General features: G+C 69.1%; 13 protein-coding genes and 1 riboswitch. Of the genes, 6 read left to right on the top strand and 7 right to left on the bottom strand.

The features are described from left to right. Positions 1–35 precede the first annotated feature (35 nt). Entirely contained in the window at positions 36–521 is a 486-nt protein-coding gene (gene coaD, locus IRT45_RS23640) for a pantetheine-phosphate adenylyltransferase (RefSeq protein WP_030513019.1), read from the top strand. A 7-nt stretch (positions 522–528) separates the two neighbouring features. Here coaD and rsmD read toward each other — a convergent pair whose 3' ends face one another. Both rsmD and IRT45_RS23630 read right to left on the bottom strand, forming a co-directional pair. Beyond that, entirely contained in the window at positions 529–1,086 is a 558-nt protein-coding gene (gene rsmD, locus IRT45_RS23635) for a 16S rRNA (guanine(966)-N(2))-methyltransferase RsmD (protein WP_194808098.1), read from the bottom strand. A 168-nt stretch (positions 1,087–1,254) separates the two neighbouring features. Continuing rightward, positions 1,255–4,659: a pyruvate carboxylase gene (locus IRT45_RS23630; protein ID WP_194808097.1), complete on the bottom strand. Its 3,405-nt coding sequence runs from the start codon at positions 4,657–4,659 to the stop codon at positions 1,255–1,257. Between the two features lie 213 nt (positions 4,660–4,872). Next, a riboswitch (cobalamin riboswitch) is annotated at positions 4,873–5,092 on the top strand. 135 nt (positions 5,093–5,227) lie between these two features. On the opposite strand from IRT45_RS23630, the gene metE reads away from it, so the two are divergent. Further along, on the top strand, positions 5,228–7,498 hold the full coding sequence (gene metE / locus IRT45_RS23625; protein ID WP_194808096.1) for a 5-methyltetrahydropteroyltriglutamate--homocysteine S-methyltransferase: 2,271 nt from the start codon (positions 5,228–5,230) through the stop codon (positions 7,496–7,498). Between the two features lie 292 nt (positions 7,499–7,790). After that, positions 7,791–9,203: a short-chain fatty acyl-CoA regulator family protein gene (locus IRT45_RS23620; protein WP_228534855.1), complete on the top strand. Its 1,413-nt coding sequence runs from the start codon at positions 7,791–7,793 to the stop codon at positions 9,201–9,203. Here IRT45_RS23620 and recG read toward each other — a convergent pair whose 3' ends face one another. Continuing rightward, positions 9,204–11,495, bottom strand: a complete 2,292-nt coding sequence (gene recG / locus IRT45_RS23615) for an ATP-dependent DNA helicase RecG (RefSeq protein ID WP_194808094.1) — start codon at positions 11,493–11,495, stop codon at positions 9,204–9,206. Next, a complete protein-coding gene (locus IRT45_RS23610; protein WP_309241123.1) occupies positions 11,496–13,376 on the bottom strand; it encodes a DAK2 domain-containing protein in 1,881 nt (626 codons plus the stop codon). A 323-nt stretch (positions 13,377–13,699) separates the two neighbouring features. Here IRT45_RS23610 and rpmB point away from each other — a divergent pair, with 323 nt between their 5' ends. Together rpmB and IRT45_RS23600 are read left to right on the top strand one after the other, a co-directional pair. Further along, a complete protein-coding gene (gene rpmB / locus IRT45_RS23605) occupies positions 13,700–13,891 on the top strand; it encodes a 50S ribosomal protein L28 (RefSeq protein ID WP_011210730.1) in 192 nt (63 codons plus the stop codon). A gap of 91 nt (positions 13,892–13,982) precedes the next feature. Beyond that, positions 13,983–14,537: a GNAT family N-acetyltransferase gene (locus tag IRT45_RS23600; RefSeq protein ID WP_194808092.1), complete on the top strand. Its 555-nt coding sequence runs from the start codon at positions 13,983–13,985 to the stop codon at positions 14,535–14,537. On the opposite strand, the gene IRT45_RS23595 is transcribed toward IRT45_RS23600, so the two are convergent. The 3 genes from IRT45_RS23595 to IRT45_RS23585 form a co-directional block, all read right to left on the bottom strand. Further along, a complete protein-coding gene (locus IRT45_RS23595; protein WP_194808091.1) occupies positions 14,521–14,799 on the bottom strand; it encodes a hypothetical protein in 279 nt (92 codons plus the stop codon). The two genes, IRT45_RS23600 and IRT45_RS23595, sit on opposite strands and share 17 nt — an antisense overlap. A 38-nt stretch (positions 14,800–14,837) precedes the next feature. Further along, a complete protein-coding gene (locus tag IRT45_RS23590; protein WP_036503772.1) occupies positions 14,838–15,515 on the bottom strand; it encodes a uracil-DNA glycosylase in 678 nt (225 codons plus the stop codon). A gap of 74 nt (positions 15,516–15,589) precedes the next feature. Further along, positions 15,590–16,588, bottom strand: coding sequence for a thiamine-phosphate kinase (locus IRT45_RS23585; RefSeq protein WP_309241122.1), 999 nt, complete (start codon positions 16,586–16,588; stop codon positions 15,590–15,592). A gap of 202 nt (positions 16,589–16,790) precedes the next feature. Between IRT45_RS23585 and IRT45_RS23580 the strand changes: the two genes are divergently transcribed. Next, entirely contained in the window at positions 16,791–17,555 is a 765-nt protein-coding gene (locus tag IRT45_RS23580) for a DUF3515 domain-containing protein (protein ID WP_194808090.1), read from the top strand. The last annotated feature ends 16 nt before the right edge of the window (positions 17,556–17,571 follow it).

Here is a 17,571-nt window from a genome sequence, read left to right as displayed (position 1 = left end):
CGGCTCGGCCTGCCCGGACCTGTTAGCGTCGCTGCATGGCTGGAGCACTGTGCCCCGGGTCCTTCGATCCGGTGACCAACGGGCATATCGACGTCATCTCGCGCGCGGCCGCGCAGTTCGACGAGGTGGTCGTGACCGTGATGATCAACAAGAGCAAGCAGGGCATGTTCAGCGTCGACGAGCGGATCGAGATGTTGCGCGAGGCGACCGCCGATCTGCCGAACGTGCGGATCGAATCCTGGTACGGGCTGCTGGTCGATTTCGCTCGCGAACAGGGCATCACCGCCATGGTCAAGGGCCTGCGCGATGCCACCGATCTCGGATACGAGATGCAGATGGCCCAGATGAACAAGCACCTCTCGGGCGTCGACACCTACTTCCTGGCCACCAACCCGGCGCTGAGCTTCCTGTCCAGTTCCCTGGTCAAGGAGGTCGCGACCTTCGGCGGCGACGTCACCGGCATGCTGCCGCCGGCTGTGCACAAACGACTGCTCGCGCGCATCGCCGAACGTCGCGGCTGAGTCGGGGTTACCCGCGGTATTCCGCCAGGTCGACGCGAGTTTCGCCGTATCGGCGCGACTTCAACGCCGAATACCCTGCGGGCCATGCCGTTTCCGGTGATCGCGCCGACCGCTCGACGACGATCAGCGCGTCCCCGTACAGCCAGCCGTTGGCCGACAACGCCCGCAGGTCGGCCTCGACAGCGGCGTCGGCGACCGCGTAGGGCGGGTCGGACAGCACCAGGTCGTATGGCTCGGCCGGTGCTGTCGCCAGCACGGAAGCGACTGTGCCCAGGCGCATTTCGGCGCCGGGCACAGCCAGATCCGCGATATTTCCGCGAATGACCGCGGCCGCCTTGCGATCGGATTCGACCAGCAGCGCATGGGACGCACCGCGCGACAGTGCCTCCAGACCGAGGGCACCCGAACCGGCATAGAGGTCGATCACCCGGATTCCGTCGAAATCCAGGCGCGCGGCGAGCGCGTTGAACAGCGCTTCCCGCACCCGGTCCGAGGTGGGCCTGGTTCCCGCGGGCGGAACCCGCAGCCGCCGACCGCCGGCCGTGCCCGCGACGATCCGGGTCACCGCGATCCCCCCACCACGGCACGCCGAGGGCGCGGGGCCGTGCGGGCGGGTCGGCCCCGCCCGCACGACGACGTCGACCGGTCCACCGGCATACGGTCTGCGCGAGCCGGTCCGTGACCGATCACGGCCGGCCCTCGCCCCGCACCCGAATGTGGCTGACCGGCAGCGTCATTCGGCCGCGGTCTCGTTCGTGCGCAGTTCCACCAGCAAATCGCCACCTTCCACCTGCTGCACCGCGCCGATGGCCACGCGGGCGACGACACCGGCGCGAGGTGCGGTGATGGCGGCTTCCATCTTCATGGCCTCGATCGTGCCGACCGTGTCACCGGCGGCGACCGTGTCACCTTCGCCGACGGTCAGCGTCACGACACCGGCGAAGGGGGCGGCGATGTGGCCGGCGTTGTTCTTGTCGGCCTTCTCCGCCACCGGCACCTCGCTGGCGATCGAGCGGTCGCGCACCTGTACCGGACGCAACTGCCCGTTGAGGATGCACATGACCGTGCGCATACCCCGCTCGTCCGGTTCGGAGATCGCCTCGAGACCGATCAGCAGGGTGACGCCCTTCTCCAGTTCGACGCGGTGTTCCTCGCCGTGGCGCAATCCGTAGAAGAACTGATTCGCCGACAAGCCGGTGGTGTCGCCGTATTTCTCCCGGTGCGCCAGGAATTCCGCGGTGGGTGCGGGAAACAGCAACCGGTTCAACGTCTCTCGGCGCTGCTGCGACGTCCCGTCCAGCGCCGCGGCGTCTTCCGCGGTCAACGGCACTTCCGGCTTCGCCGGACCGCGGCCTTCGAGGGCGCGGCTGCGGAAGGGTTCGGGCCAGCCACCGGCCGGGGTGCCGAGTTCGCCGCGCAGGAAACCGATGACCGAGTCCGGGATGTCGTAGCGCGCTGGGTCGGTGGCGAAATCCTCCACGTCCACACCGGATCCGACGAGCGACAAGGCGAGATCACCGACGACCTTCGAGGACGGGGTGACCTTCACCAGCCGGCCCAGCAGGCGGTCGGCGGCCGCGTATTTGGCCTCGACCTCCTCGAACCGGTCGCCCAGCCCGAGCGCGATGGCCTGCTGCCGCAGATTCGACAGCTGCCCGCCCGGAATCTCGTGGTGGTACACCCGGCCCGTCGGCCCCGGCAATCCGGATTCGAAGGGCGCGTAGACCTTGCGCAACGCCTCCCAGTACGGCTCGAGATCGCAGACGGCGTCGAGGTTCAGCCCGGTGTCGTAGGGCGAATGCGCGGCCGCGGCGACGATCGCCGAGAGCGCGGGCTGGCTCGTGGTGCCGGCCATCGGTGCGCTCGCCCCGTCCACGGCGTCCGCGCCGGCCTGCCAGGCCGCCAGATAGGTGGCGAGCTGACCGCCGGGAGTGTCGTGGGTGTGCACGTGCACCGGCAGATCGAAGTTGCTGCGCAGCGCCGTCACCAGCGTGTGCGCGGCCGGCGCCCGCAGCAGTCCGGCCATGTCCTTGATCGCCAGCACGTGCGCACCGGCCTCGACGATCTGCTCGGCGAGTTTCAGGTAGTAGTCGAGGGTGTAGAGGTTCTCGTTCGGATTCGACAGATCGCCGGTGTAGGACATCGCGACCTCGGCCAGCGCGGTGCCGGTCTCGCGCACCGCGTCGATCGCCGGCCGCATCTGATCCACATTGTTGAGTGCGTCGAAGATCCGGAAGATGTCGATGCCGGTATCGGTGGCCTCGCGCACGAACGCCCGCGTCACCTGCTCCGGATACGGCGTGTATCCGACGGTGTTGCGTCCGCGCAGCAGCATCTGCAGGCAGATGTTCGGAATCGCCTCCCGCAGTGCGGCCAGCCGCTCCCACGGATCCTCGTACAGGAACCGCAGCGCCACATCGTAGGTCGCGCCACCCCAGCACTCGACCGACAGCAGCTCCGGCGTCATCCGGGCCACGTGTCCGGCCACCGTCAACAGTCCACGCGTCCGCACCCGGGTGGCGAGCAGTGACTGATGGGCGTCGCGGAACGTGGTGTCGGTGACGCCGACGGCGTCGCGCTCGCGCAGCCAGCGCGCGAACCCCTCGGGCCCCAGCTCGAGCAGTCGCTGGCGGGTGCCGTCCGGCGGCGGCGCACTCAGGTCGATCGCCGGCAGCTTGTCGTGCGGATAGACCGCCGTCGGCCGCTCACCGTGCGGCTTGTTCACCGTCACGTCGGCCAGATAGCGCAGGATGCGCGTGCCGCGGTCGGCCGAACCGCGCTGGGTCAGCAGCTGCGGGCGCTCGTCGATGAACGAGGTGGTGATCCGCCCGGCCCGGAAGTCCGGATCGTCGAGCACCGCCTGCAGGAACGGGATGTTCGTGGCCACGCCGCGGATGCGGAACTCCGCCACCGCACGCCGGGCGCGCGCCACCGCCGCGCCGAAGTCGCGGCCGCGGCAGGTCAGCTTCACCAGCATGGAGTCGAAGTGCGCGCCGACCTCGGCGCCCAGATTCGCCCCACCGTCGAGGCGGATACCACCGCCGCCGGGCGAGCGGTAGGCGGTGATGCGCCCGGTGTCGGGCCGGAAGCCGTTGGCCGGATCCTCCGTGGTGATCCGGCACTGCAGCGCGGCACCGTGGATCGACACGCTGTCCTGGCTCAGCCCGAGATCCGCGAGCGTCTCGCCGGCCGCGATGCGCAGCTGCGACTGCACGAGGTCGACGTCGGTGATCTCCTCGGTCACCGTGTGCTCGACCTGGATGCGCGGGTTCATCTCGATGAACACGTGACGGCCGCGCTCGTCGAGCAGGAACTCCACGGTGCCGGCGCACGAGTACCCGATCTGGCGCGCGAAGGCCACCGCGTCCGCGCAAATACGTTCGCGCAGTGCGGGATCCAGATTCGGCGCCGGCGCGAGCTCGATCACCTTCTGATGCCGCCGCTGCAGCGAACAGTCGCGCTCGAACAGATGCATGACGTTGCCGTGCTGATCGGCCAGGATCTGCACCTCGATATGCCGCGGGTTGATCACCGCCTGCTCGAGGAAGACCGTCGCGTCCCCGAACGCCGACTCCGCCTCGCGCATGGCCGCCTCGATCGCCTCGCGCAGCTGCACCCGGTCCGCCACCCGGCGCATACCCCGGCCACCGCCACCGGCGACCGCCTTCACGAACACCGGGAACTCCATCTGCTCCGAGGCCCGCAGCAACTCCTCGACATCGGCCGAGGGCGCGCTGGAGTTCAGCACCGGAAGCCCGGCGGCCTTCGCCGCCGCGATGGCCCGCGCCTTGTTACCGGTCAGTTCGAGCACCTCGGCCGAGGGACCGATGAAGGTGATGCCCTCCTCCGCGCACGCCGCGGCGAGGTCCGGATTCTCCGACAGGAAGCCGTAGCCGGGGTAGACCGCATCGGCGCCGGCCGACTTGGCGGCGCTGATGATCTCGGGAATCGAGAGGTAGGCGCGCACGGGATGTCCGGGGACACCGATTTGATACGACTCGTCGGCCTTGAGGCGATGCACCGAGTTGCGATCTTCGTAGGGGAAAACCGCCACGGTGCCGATACCGAGCTCGTAGGCGGCACGGAAGGCACGGATGGCGATTTCCCCGCGGTTGGCGACCAGCACTTTGGAGAACATTCGATAAAGGTACCTGCCCGGTGAGCGGGGCCGGACAGTGAATAGGGCTTCGCAGCCATCCTCACAAACCGGATCGGCGAGTCTGCGAAGTTGTGTTCTTCCAGCGGAAACATCGGCAGCCGGGCGGGCGGTGTTTCCCCTGCCGCTCGCGGTGGATTACGCTCGGGAACGCAGCTGGTTCGCTGCCGTCGACGAGTTGGAGCCCCGAGCGTCGCGCGCAGCGTCGAAACCGGTCCTCGCGGACCGGCGAGAGGGAACCCGGTGGGAATCCGGGACTGTCCCGCAGCGGTGAACAGGAACGACCGCCGTCATGAGCACTGGATCCTTTCCGGGAAGCGACGGCCAGTAGGCGACATCCGGGGCCCCTCTCCGGACCGGTCCGCACGACCGATGCCTGTGAGTCCGAAGACCTGCCGGTTGTGCCGGATACGCCGTATCCGGCGGCCACCGCCTCGTGGACCGGGCGGGCGGACCCGCGGCACACCGGAATACCCCGGTGCGGCAGTGTTTTTCGGGGCTTCGTCCGTCGTGCGGCGGTGACCAGTGGCTTCCACTTTTGGAGAACACCGTGACTGTCACAACGCATACTCGTTTCACCGCAACGGTTCTGGGCCTGCCGCGCATCGGGCCGCGGCGCGAGCTCAAACGTGCCGTCGAAAGTTATTGGGCCGGAAGGATCGACGCCGCCGAACTGCAGGCCGTCGCCCGGCAGCTGCGCGCGCAGGGCTGGACCGCGGCGCGCGACGCCGGCCTCGACGCGGTACCGGTGGGCACCTTCTCGTTCTACGACCAGATGCTCGATACCGCGGTCATGCTGGGCGCGCTACCGCCGCGAGTCTGCGGCATCGGCGATCCGCTGGACCGCTATTTCGCCGCCGCGCGCGGCGCCGAAGGCATCGAACCGCTGGAGATGACCAAGTGGTTCGACACCAACTACCACTATCTGGTGCCGGAAATCGGCCCGGACACCCGATTCGCCCTCGATCCGTCGGCGCTGCTCGGCGAGCTGCGCGAGGCGCGTGAACTGGGCATCGCCGCCCGGCCGGTGGTGATCGGCCCGCTGACCTTCCTGGCTCTGTCCAAGGGTGTCGACGGCGTCGCGCCGATGGACCGGCTGGCCGAGCTGATCCCGCTGTACCGGGACCTGCTGGCCCGACTGGCCGACGCGGGCGCCGCCTGGGTTCAGATCGATGAACCCGTACTGGTGCGCGACCTCTCCGAGGCGGAACTCGGCGCCGTCCGCACCACCTACGCCGCCCTGAGCGACGGGGACCAGCGGCCCAACATCCTGGTGGCCACCTACTTCGGCTCCCCCGGCCCGGCGCTGAGCGCCCTGGCCGCCACGCCGGTCGAGGGCATCGCACTCGACTTCCGTTCCGGCACAACCATTTCCGAGGTCGCCGCCGTGCCCGCCCTGGCGGACAAACTGGTGGTGGCCGGTGTGGTGGACGGCCGCAACATCTGGCGCACGGATCTGGAAGCGGCGCTGAGCGAGCTGGCGACCCTGCTGGGTTCGGTCGGCGCGCTGGCGGTGTCGACCTCGAGTTCACTGCTGCATGTGCCGTATTCGCTGGACGCGGAGCCCGGTCTGGATCCGGTGCTGCGGTCGTGGCTGGCTTTCGGCGCCGAGAAGATCGACGAGGTGCGAATCCTGGCGCATGCGGTCGGTGCGGGCACCGAGGCGGTCGCCGCGGAGCTCGCCGCATCGCGCGCCGCGATCGAGAGCCGCCGCCGCGATCCGCGCCTGCACAACGAGGCCGTGCGAACCCGGCTCGCCGGCCTCGGTGAGGATCCGGCACGGCGGGCACCGGCACAGCGCCGCCGTGAGCTGCAACGCGCACACCTGCGCCTGCCGCTGCTGCCCACGACCACGATCGGCTCCTATCCGCAGACCACCGCGATCCGCACCGCCCGCGCGGACCTGCGCGCCGGCAGGATCGACGACGCGCAATATCGTGAGCGGATGCGCGCCGAGATCGCGGATGTGATTGCGCTACAAGAGAATCTGGGGCTCGACGTTCTCGTGCACGGCGAACCCGAGCGCAACGACATGGTTCAGTACTTCGCCGAACAGCTCGACGGATTCGCCGCCACCGACCACGGCTGGGTGCAGTCCTACGGCACCCGCTGCGTGCGCCCGCCGATCCTCTACGGCGACGTCGTGCGCACCGCGCCGATGACGGTCGAGTGGATCACCTACGCCCAATCGCTGACCGGTAAGCCGGTCAAGGGCATGCTGACCGGCCCGGTCACGATTCTGGCCTGGTCGTTCGTGCGCGACGATCAGCCACTCGCCGACACCGCGCGGCAGGTGGCGCTGGCCATTCGCGACGAGACGGTGGATCTCGAGGCCGCCGGCATCCGCATCGTCCAGGTCGACGAGCCCGCGCTGCGCGAGCTGCTGCCGCTGCGCCGCGATGATCAGCGGCAGTACCTGGACTGGGCCGTGGGTGCGTTCCGCCTGGCCACCGCCGGGGTTCGCGACGACACCCAGATCCACACCCATCTGTGCTACTCCGAATTCGGCGAGATCATCGGCGCCATCGCGGCACTGGATGCCGATGTCACGTCGGTGGAGGCGGCGCGCTCGCATATGGAGATCCTCGACGATCTCACCACCGCCGGATACGCGCTCGGCATCGGGCCCGGCGTCTACGACATCCACTCACCGCGGGTGCCGAGCGTGAGCGAGATCGAGAACTCGCTGCGCGAAGCGATGAAAGCCGTTCCGGCGGAACGGTTGTGGGTGAATCCGGACTGCGGACTCAAGACCCGCGGCCGCGCCGAGGTGGAGGCGTCGCTGCGCAATATGGTCGAGGCGGCCACGCTGGTGCGCTGAGGCCGGCCGGCCGGCGACTCGCCCGCACGCGGTCGCCGGCCGGACAGCTGCCGGAAATCTGTCTCCGGCGGGCACCAGCAGCCTTTCCGGCAACCTTTTCCACCCGGTAGTTCACCACCTCCCAGCAGCACTTCCGCTATCGCGCACCCGCCGGATCCAGCCGCATCCTTCGCACGCTACGCATTTCCGAAGTTGATCAAAACTCCTTGCAACAGCAGATTTTTGTACGCGCCGAGTCGCGAAATTGCAATGATTGCGAAGATGTGGAGGTAGCATCTGCGGCGTGCGCAAGATGTATGCGGGTGCCCGGTTGCGGCGGTTGCGCGAAGAACGACGGATGACCCAGGCCGCCCTGGCCAAGTCGTTGGAGCTTTCGCCCAGCTATCTCAATCAGCTCGAACGTGACCAGCGACCCCTGACGATTCCCGTTCTCCTGAAACTCAATTCGACCTTCGATCTGGATGTGCAATTCTTCGCCGCCGACTCCGACGCACGCCTGGTGTCGGACCTGCACGAGGTGCTGGTGGAGGCGGCCGGCGGTACCGCCCCGCCGGCCGCGGAGGTCGAAGATCTCGCCACCCGGCTACCGGAGGTCGCCAAGACGATCGTCGCGATGCATCGCCGTCTGCGCGCCACGACCGATCAACTCGATCTGTTGTCGTCGAAGGTCGCCGCCCCCACCGGGGCGCCCGGCGTCCCGATGCCGTACGAGGATGTGCGCGACTTCTTCTACGATCATCACAACCACATCCCCCAGCTGGATCTGGCTGCCGAACGGCTGTTCGACGAATGCGGTCTGACCATCGGATCGATCGATCGGCAACTGGCCCGCGTGGCCGAGGAGCGAGCCGGGGTCACCGTTCTGGTCCGCGGCGACGGCGCCGATCCCTCCGTCCCGAAACGGCGCTACGACCCCGAGACCCGCACCCTCATCCTCGCGCGCCGGCTGCGCCCCGGTCAGCGGGCATTCCAGATCGCCACCACGCTCGCCTTCCTGCTGCACGGCGATCTGCTCGACGAGGTCCTCGACGCCACCCCGTCGCTGGTCGGTGAATCGCGGGCCCTGGCCCGGGTCGGCCTGGCCAACTATTTCGCGGGCGCGGTGGTGCTGCCGTACGGAAGGTTCCTGCGGTCGGCCGAGGAACTGTCCTACGACATCGACCTGCTCTCCCTGCGTTTCGAGGTCGGCTTCGAGACGGTCTGCCACCGGCTGAGCACGCTGCAGCGGCAGGGACAGCGCGGAGTGCCGTTCTTCTTCGTCCGCACCGACCGCGCGGGCAACATCTCGAAACGCCAGTCCGCCACCGCCTTTCACTTCTCCCGAGTCGGCGGCAGCTGCCCGCTGTGGGTGGTGCACGAGGCGTTCTCACATCCCGGCCGGATCCTCACGCAGGTCGCGGCCATGCCGGACGGCCGCCGCTATCTGTGGATCGCGCGCACGACCTATCCCAGTCCGCACGGATTCGGCACCGCCACCAAGGAATTCGCGGTCGGGCTGGGCTGCGATATCGAATACGCCGATCGGCTGGTGTATTCGCAGGGCCTGCAACTCGACGAACCGGCCGCCGCGGTGCCCATCGGCGCCGGCTGCAAGGTGTGCGAGCGGCCCGCCTGTCCGCAGCGCGCGTTCCCGCAGATCGGCCGCCCGCTGGCGGTCACCGAGAATTCCAGCGTCGATCTGCCGTATCCGCCCGCGGTCCGCTGATCAGGACTTCGCCAGATATTGCAGCCGCTCGGAGTCGACGGCGGCATGCATCATATTCGCCAATCCCGGATGGTCGGTCAGTCCCGGATCGGCGTCGACGACCTCCCGCGCCAGTACCTGGGCGGTGGTGATGACGTCGAGGTCGTCGAGCAGCGACAGCAGTTTCAGGCTGCGCGCGGTACCCGACTGCGCCGAACCGAGCACATCGCCCTCCCGGCGCTGCCGCAGATCGAGCACCGACAGTTCGAAACCGTCCAGTGTGCCGGCCACCGCCTCCAGCCGTGCCATGGCCGTACCCATCGGCGAGGTTTCGGTGATGAGCAGGCACAGACCGGGATGCTTGCCGCGGCCCACCCGGCCGCGCAGCTGATGCAGCTGGCTGACGCCGAACCGGTCGGCGTCCACGATGACCATGACGGTCGCGTTGGGCACGTCGACGCCGACCTCGACGACCGTGGTGCAGACCAGCACGTCGATATCGCCGTCGTTGAACGAGCGCATGACGCGGTCCTTGTCGTCGGTCGGCAGGCGGCCGTGCAACAGTCCCAGCCGCAGATCCGCCAGCGGTCCGGTGCGCAGCGTCTCGAAGACGTCGATCGCGGCGTGGGTGGTCGGCGCCTCGCCCGTGGCGTCGTCGGCTTGTTTGCGGCTCTTACCTTTCGACTTGGCGCCCTTCTTCGATGCGCCCTCGTCCTCCTCGTCGCCGATGCGGGAGCACACCACATAGGCCTGCCGGCCCGCCGCCACCTCCTCCCGGATCCGCTCCCACGCACGCTCTACCCATGCCGGTTTCATCCGGGCCGGCACGACCCGGGTGGTGATGGGTGAGCGGCCGCGCGGCAGTTCGGTCAGGGTGGAGGTTTCCAGATCGCCGAGGGTGGTCATCGCGATGGTCCGCGGAATCGGCGTCGCGGTCATCACCAGCAGATGCGGGGTGATGCCGTCTTTGGCTTTGGCGCGCAACGCGTCTCGCTGCTCCACACCGAAGCGGTGCTGTTCGTCGACGATCACCATGCCCAGATCGAAGAATTCGACCGCGTCCTGGATCAGCGCGTGCGTGCCGATCACGATGCCGGCCGTCCCGGTCACCACATCCAGCAGTGCCGCCTTCTTCGCACTCGCCGACATCGAGCCGGTCAGCAGCACCACTGTGGTGGCATGGTCGGCGGCGCCGAGTTCGCCCGCCGCGCCGAGATCGCCGAGCATGGACCGCAGTGACCGATAATGCTGGGCGGCAAGGACTTCCGTCGGCGCCAGCAGCGCGCACTGCAGTCCGGCGTCGACGACCTGCAACATCGCGTGCAGGGCGACGATCGTCTTACCGGAACCGACCTCACCCTGCAGCAACCGGTGCATCGGATGGGGTCGCGTCAGGTCGCCGGAGATTTCGGCGATCACCTTGTTCTGGCCGGTGGTCAGCTCGAACGGCAGGCGCTGTTCGAATTCGGCGGCGATACCGTCCGAGCGCGGCGGGCACGGCCGCGCGGTGCGCCCGGCGGCGTCGTGACGGCGCTGGGCCAGAACCAGTTGCAGCGCCAGCGCCTCGTCGAAGCGCAGCCGCTGCCGGGCCTGATCGATATCGGATTTGCGTTCGGGCAGATGGATCAGCCGCAGCGCATCCGAGACGGCAAGCAGTTCGTGGTCCTCGCGAAGGTCCTGCGGCAGCGGATCGTCGATCGGGTCGAGCTGGTCGAGCACCTGCCGCACACATGCCAGGATGTCCCAGCTCTGCACCTTCGCCGTCGCCGGATACACCGGGATGTATTCCCGTTCGAAGAACGAGATATCCACTCCCCCAGCGCCTTTCGCGCTCTCCGCCAGACCGCGCAGGGCACCGCCGCCGCGCACCGAGGTGAGACTGTCCACCGATTCGGCGGTTTCCGGCAGGATCAGATACGACGGATGCGACAGATTCCAGCGGTCCGGCCGCCACCAGTGCACGGTGCCCGACATCATGGCCCGAACACCCTGTTTGACAAGGTAATTCACCTTGTCGCCATTGAAGAAGGTGATCTCCACGGGCTTCGCCGAGCCGGTGTCGAGTTCCACCTTGAGCAGTTTGCCGCGACGCTGGCGCATCGGCCGCAGTTCGGTCTTGCTCACCCGGCCCACCACCGTGATGTGGGCACCCTCCTCCGGGGCCTCCTCGGTGAGCGGCTGGCCCTGGGTGGCGTAACGCAGCGGATAGTGCCGCAGCAGATCCTCGACGATATGCATATCGAAGGCGTCGGCCAGCGGTTCGGCCGCCTTCACCCCCAGCACGTGATCGAGCCGGTCGCTCAGTGTCGCCATTTACTCCACCCCGATCTGGACCAGGTCCACGGCCTGACCGCCGTCGTAGGTGACGACCTCCACGCCGGGAAATTCCGTGGTGATGTGTGCGGTGAGCTCATCCGCCAACCCGGCCGGTGCCTGCGCGCCCAGCAGCAGCGTCACCAGTTCCCCGCCCAGGCCGAGCATGCGATCGAGCAGGGTGCGGGCGGCCCGGCGCACGTCCGGATCGATGACGACGACGTCGTGGCCCACCAGGCCGAGGCCGTCGCCCTGCTCGCACGTGCCGACGATGGTCAGCGCGCGTTCGGCGGCGACACGGACCGCACCCCACCGGGTACTGGCGGCCGACTGCGACATCGTCAGCGCGTCGTCGACGGCCAGGCTCCCGCTGTCGTGCAGGGCGAGCGCGGCCAGCCCCTGCACCATGGAGCCGCTGGGCAGCATCATCACCTCGCGCCATCCGTCCCGCGCGGCCATACCGATCGCCACCAGCTCCGGTGCCGGCAACGCCCCATTCGGCAGCACCAGCACTTCCCGCTGCGGCATCGCGCGAATGGCGGCGAGCAGTCGATCGGCGGTCACCGCGCCGGTGAGTACGACCGCACCGGAGTCCTCGAACAACCGCACCGCCCCCGCGCCGGTGGCGATCGCGAGAATGCCTCGATCGGACTGTCCGTGCGCGGCAACGGAAGTGCCGAACAAACCCTCGATCCGGATTTTGTTCAGGGTGCCGGCGGCCAAGCCGGCCTCCACCGCCGCACCGGCATCGGCGCAATGCACATGCGCCGACCAGCTGCCCTCACCGTCACCCACCACGACCACCGAATCCCCCAGCGCGGCAAGGGCAGCACGCAGCCGCTCGACGCGCGCCGGATCGGTCTCGACTATCCGGAACATGACCTCGTACTGGGGCACGCTCGCCCGATCGCGCCGGCCGGATTCCTTCCCGGCGCGCCGCATGGCCTCGGTGCCGGACGATCTCTGCGGCGAAAATTCTGGTAGCGCAACATCTTTCGCGACGTGCTGCGCATGTGCGATGTGTGCGTGATCGGTTTCTCCCGGTGGCAGGGCGCGATTCCCGACGGGACCGTCGCCCGCGGGCGCATCCGGCAGGGCGGTCTCCGGCCGCGCCGACAACGAATCCGCTTGTAGCGCAATGCCGCTCGCCCGCACGTCCGCCGAATCCACCTCCGGAGCATCGCGACGTGCCGGTCCGGCGGCCGACCGCCCGGGACCTGGATTCGTCACCCGGTAGACCGGACGCGCGGGTGCGCTCCCGGTACACACCTCTACCAGGGCGTCCAGCAGTACCAGCAGCCCGCGCGCGCCGGCATCGACCACACCGGCCGCGCGCAGCACGACCAGTTGTGACGGTGTCTCCCCCAGCGCCTTCACCGCCCCGTCGGCGGCGGCGACCGCCACCGCGGCGACCGTCTCCTCCGCACAGTCCTCGGCGCGGTCGGCGGCCGCTTCCAGCACGGTGAGCATGGTGCCCTCGACCGGTTCGCTCAGCGATTCCCGGACCAGGACCGCCGCCCGGCGCAACGCGGTGCGCAACGCGGCCGCGGTGAGGTCGTCGCGATCGGCCGACTCGGCCAGCCCCCGCAGCACCTGCGACAGGATGATCCCCGAATTCCCGCACGCCGCGGCCGTCGCGGCTCGGGCCATGGCGCCGAGCGGATCGGCGGCGTCGCCGGACGGTCCGGCATCGCCGTGCTCTCGTGTCGCGGCGAGCGCGGCGCGCATGGTGATGAGCAGATTGGTTCCGGTGTCGGAATCGGCCACCGGGAAGACGTTCAGCGCGTTGATCTCCTCGCGGTGCGCGAGCAGATGTTCCACACACAGCGCACCCCACTGCCGCAGTGCGGCCGCATCGAGCCTCTCCCGGACCCCGCGCACGTCACCGTCCTTCCCGCCACCGCGATCACACCGTCGAATCCGCCAGCCAGGGTAGTCGTCCGCACCGACACCCTCGACACGCGAAGCCGGGTAGGGACGCGGATCCGGCGACGGAGACGAGACGGCCGCTGCGGGGTGGCCGAGGCGAGCCCCAGGGCGATTGGACATCGAATACGGCCGACCGCTACTCTTGCAGGGTTGCCTCACGCGGCCCCTGCTGGTCGCGTTCACCGGCGGTAGCGCCGGTAGGCATTGAGGATAAAGTTTCCGGACAGGCTGTCTCACCGACAGCGGTCCCCCATGACATGAAGGAGCTCGCGACTATGGCTGCCGTCTGCGACGTCTGCGCCAAGGGCCCCGGCTTCGGTAAGTCGGTTTCGCACTCGCACCGGCGCACCAACCGTCGCTGGAACCCGAACATCCAGACCGTTCGTGCGCAGGTTGCCCCCGGCAACACCCGCCGCATGAACGTCTGCACCTCCTGCCTGAAGGCCGGAAAGGTTGTTCGCGGCTGAGCTGCGTAGACATCTTCGACGCCCCGGCGCACCCACAGGGTGACCGGGGCGTTGTCATGTGGTCACCCGGACGGACAGGCGGGACCGCAGGGTGAACCCGCACCGCCCGCGGATCGTGACGGCGTCCACCGAATACGCCCGTGATCTGGCGATCTGCCATATCGAATCGTGGCGTGAGGCCTACCGCGGACTGGTGCCCGAGCATGTGCTCGCCGCCTTCGACGTCGACCGCCGCACCGCTCGGTGGGCCGCACTCATCGATTCGGTCGCCGGGGGCGCGGCGGCCGATCGAACGGCGCACACCATCGTGCTGGCCGTCGACGACACCCGCGCCCCCGGCGACCGCGTCCTCGGATTCACGCACGCCGGACCGCCTCGCGACGAACCGCGCGTCGCCGATCGGGAACTGTATGCGCTCTACGTCCGGGCCGACCGATACGGCACCGGCATCGCACAGGAATTGCTGCGCGCGATTCTCCTCCCCGACACCGACACCGCGTTATGGGTGTTCGAGGAGAATCCACGCGCCCGGAGTTTCTATCGAAAGTTCGGATTCGCCGCCGACGAGGCCCGCCGAATCGAACCGTTCTCCCTGGCGAGCGAGATCCGGATGATCGCCCGCCGCCCGATTACTGAGCGCCGTTGAAGCAGTCCAGCCCGCCCGTGGCGCTGATGCTCTGGAAGATGCACAGACCGCGCGCGTTGACATTGGACGACAGCGACGACGAACCGGTCTGCGGATCCCACAGGGCCAGCACCGGTCCCGCGTGCTGAGTGGTGGTGACCTCTTCCTGCGGGGTGGCCGGCTCCAGCGGCAGGCCGGCGGCCTGCGCTATCGCGGGTGCGCCGAGGACCGCCGCACCGGCGGCAACGGCGACTACGGCACCGCGCACGGATGTGATCTGCATGCATCTGCTCCTGTTTCGCTCGAACTGTTACGCCGCGGTCAGGGCAAGCGCCAATCGACCGGGGCGGCCCCCAATGTACCGAGCAATTCGTTGGTGCGGGAGAAAGGCCTCGATCCGAAGAAACCGCGTGAGGCGGACAGCGGTGAGGGATGGGCGGATTCGATGGTCGGGACATCGCCGAGCATCGGCTTCAACGTCGAGGCGTCGCGGCCCCACAGGATCGCGACCAGCGGCTGCTCACGCGCCACGAGCGCGCGAATCGCCTGCTCGGTCACCGCTTCCCAGCCCTTGCCGCGATGTGACGCGGGCTGGCCGGGCGAGACCGTCAGCACTCGGTTCAGCAGCAGCACACCCTGATCCGACCACGGCGACAGGTCGCCGCATGACGGGGTCGGATGGCCGAGATCGCGCGAGTATTCGGAGAAGATGTTCGCCAGGCTGCGCGGCACCGGCGAAACATCCGGCGCCACCGAGAAACTCAACCCCATGGCATGGCCGGGAGTCGGATACGGATCCTGCCCGACGATCAGCACGCGCACCTTGTCGAAGGGACGGGTGAAGGCGCGTAAGACGTTCTCGCCCTTGGGAAAGTAGCCACGGCCGGCGGCGTTCTCCGCCCGCAGGAATTCTCCCATCTCCGAGATCCGGTCGGTCACCGGTTCCAATGCCTCGGCCCAGCCCGTATCGATGATCTGCGGCAGTGGTTTCGCGCCCATGTCGGGACAAGATAGTCGCCGCGGCTCGGCGTCGTCACGCCGCCCACCCGCCGTCGCATCGTCCGGCCGCACCGCTATTCGCCCCCTCCGAACGACTCCCAGCCCAGCGGCCCCGACCACCGCGCTCCGTCGACGAAAACGCCCGAGCCGGTGCACACCCGGCCGATCATCCGCCAGCCCGTCGGGACAGTGGTGCCGGCCCCGAAGGTGGCGGCGAAGGCATGGTCCTCACCACCGGTGAGCACCCAGCCGAGTGGATCGGCATGCAGCGCGGCGGCGACCGGCGACAGCGCCGGATCCGCCACCGCCGCCGAGTCGACATCGACCGCCACACCGGAGGATTCGGCGATATGCGCCAGATCGGCGAGCAGTCCATCGGAGACGTCGGTCATCGCGGTGATCTCCGTGGCGTCCGGCAACTCCAGCACGGCGGAGTAGGGCGGTCGCGGAACACGATGGGCGGCAACCACATCGGCGAACAGCTCGGCATCGGAACCGCCGTCCGCACCGGCCGACAGGACCGCCAGCCCGGCCGCCGACCAGCCGAGCCGGCCGGCGACCGCGACGATATCGCCGTCGCACGCCCCCGAGCGCAGCACGACCCGGCCGCGGGGATCACCGAATGCGGTCACCGAGATCACCAGCTGCGGGCTGCGCACCACATCGCCCCCGGCGATCGGGGCCCCGGCCCGCCGCGCCTCCGCCCACATGCCGTCGGCCAATCCGTCGACGAACGTCACCGGCGTCTGGGCGGGGCACCCCAGCGACACCACGAACGCGCTGGGCGTGGCACCCATCGCGACCACATCGGCGGCATTCTGCGCGATCGCCTTGGCCCCGATGTCCTGCGGCCGCGACCAGTCCAGCCGGAAATGCCGATCCTGCACGAGCATGTCGGTGCTGACCACGTAGCGCCCGGCCGGCGCCGCGATCACCGCCGCATCGTCCCCGGGCCCCAGCTCGACGCCGCCACCGAACGACCGCCCGGCGTTCATCCGTTCGATCAATGCGAATTCGCCCAGGTCGCGCACGGTGCGCGGGCCGCTCTCGGTGATGTCGCTCTCCTTCTCCACACCCGGTCAGGTCACCGGGGACATCACACTCCGACGCTACCCTGTGCGTGGGCAGCCGCACCGGCCCGCTGTGGCCTTCGCTTCGGCGGCGCCCGGATGCCGCGGCAGCGTGCCGACGACCGTTCGATACCCTCGAACACGCATTTTCCAGACAATCAGCCGGGCGCGACGCCCGCCCGGCACGAGTGGAGACGAATCCCGGATGAGTAGCGAGACGGACCGGCCGACAGCGGACACCCCGCAGCCCGACCGACCGGAGTCCGAGCCCGGCCTTCCGGCCGCGGCCGGCCCGGAACCCGCTACCGCCCGGCCCGAGACCTCCGAGTCGCAGCCGGCCGAGTCCGAGCCCACCGAGCGCGGCGATTCCGACCGCGACGCCTCGGCGGCCGCCGCATCTGCCGCCGAGCCGGCCTCCGACGACTCCGGCCCGCAGCTGCATCCGGCGCTGATCGCGACCGCTGTCGCGCTTCCGGTCGCGCTGATCGTCGTCGTCCTCGTCATCGCGGCCCTGTCGCGACAGTCCGCCGGGCGCGAGCCGCTGGCGCTGGGCTCGGTACCGGCGCCCGCCGCGTCGAGCCAGGATTGCACCACCCTGCTGGCCGCGTTGCCGGAGTCACTCGGCGACGACTACACCACATCCGAGCTCGCCCAGCCGGCTCCACCTGCCACCGCGGCCTGGCAGTCGTCGGGCGGCGGTGATCCGATCGTGCTGCGCTGCGGCCTGGATCGGCCGCTGGAATTCAACAAGGCGTCGGCCCTGCAGGTGGTCAACGGCGTGAACTGGTTCGAAGTGCGCGATCAGACCAGCGGCGTGACCTCGGGCACCTGGTACGCCGTGGACCGCGGCACCTATATCGCCGTGACCATGCCCGCCAAGGCGGGTCCCTCTCCGCTGCAGGAGATTTCGAACACAATCGCCGAGACCGTGCCGGCGAAGCCGCTCGATCCGAACCCTGTGCCGAACTGAAAGCTGTTGCCGCACA

This window comes from Nocardia sp. BSTN01, assembly GCF_015354405.1.
Classification (GTDB): Bacteria; Actinomycetota; Actinomycetes; order Mycobacteriales; family Mycobacteriaceae; genus Nocardia.
This window is presented reverse-complemented; position numbering and strand designations above follow the sequence as displayed.

Coding starts and splice junctions, on each gene's coding strand:
- coaD (WP_030513019.1), top strand. CDS start 36: ATGGCTGGAGCACTGTGCCCCGGGTCCTTCGATCCGGTGACCAACGGG.
- IRT45_RS23630 (WP_194808097.1), bottom strand. CDS start 4,659: ATGTTCTCCAAAGTGCTGGTCGCCAACCGCGGGGAAATCGCCATCCGT.
- IRT45_RS23620 (WP_228534855.1), top strand. CDS start 7,791: ATGTATGCGGGTGCCCGGTTGCGGCGGTTGCGCGAAGAACGACGGATG.
- recG (WP_194808094.1), bottom strand. CDS start 11,495: ATGGCGACACTGAGCGACCGGCTCGATCACGTGCTGGGGGTGAAGGCG.
- rpmB (WP_011210730.1), top strand. CDS start 13,700: ATGGCTGCCGTCTGCGACGTCTGCGCCAAGGGCCCCGGCTTCGGTAAG.
- IRT45_RS23595 (WP_194808091.1), bottom strand. CDS start 14,799: ATGCAGATCACATCCGTGCGCGGTGCCGTAGTCGCCGTTGCCGCCGGT.
- IRT45_RS23590 (WP_036503772.1), bottom strand. CDS start 15,515: ATGGGCGCGAAACCACTGCCGCAGATCATCGATACGGGCTGGGCCGAG.
- IRT45_RS23580 (WP_194808090.1), top strand. CDS start 16,791: ATGAGTAGCGAGACGGACCGGCCGACAGCGGACACCCCGCAGCCCGAC.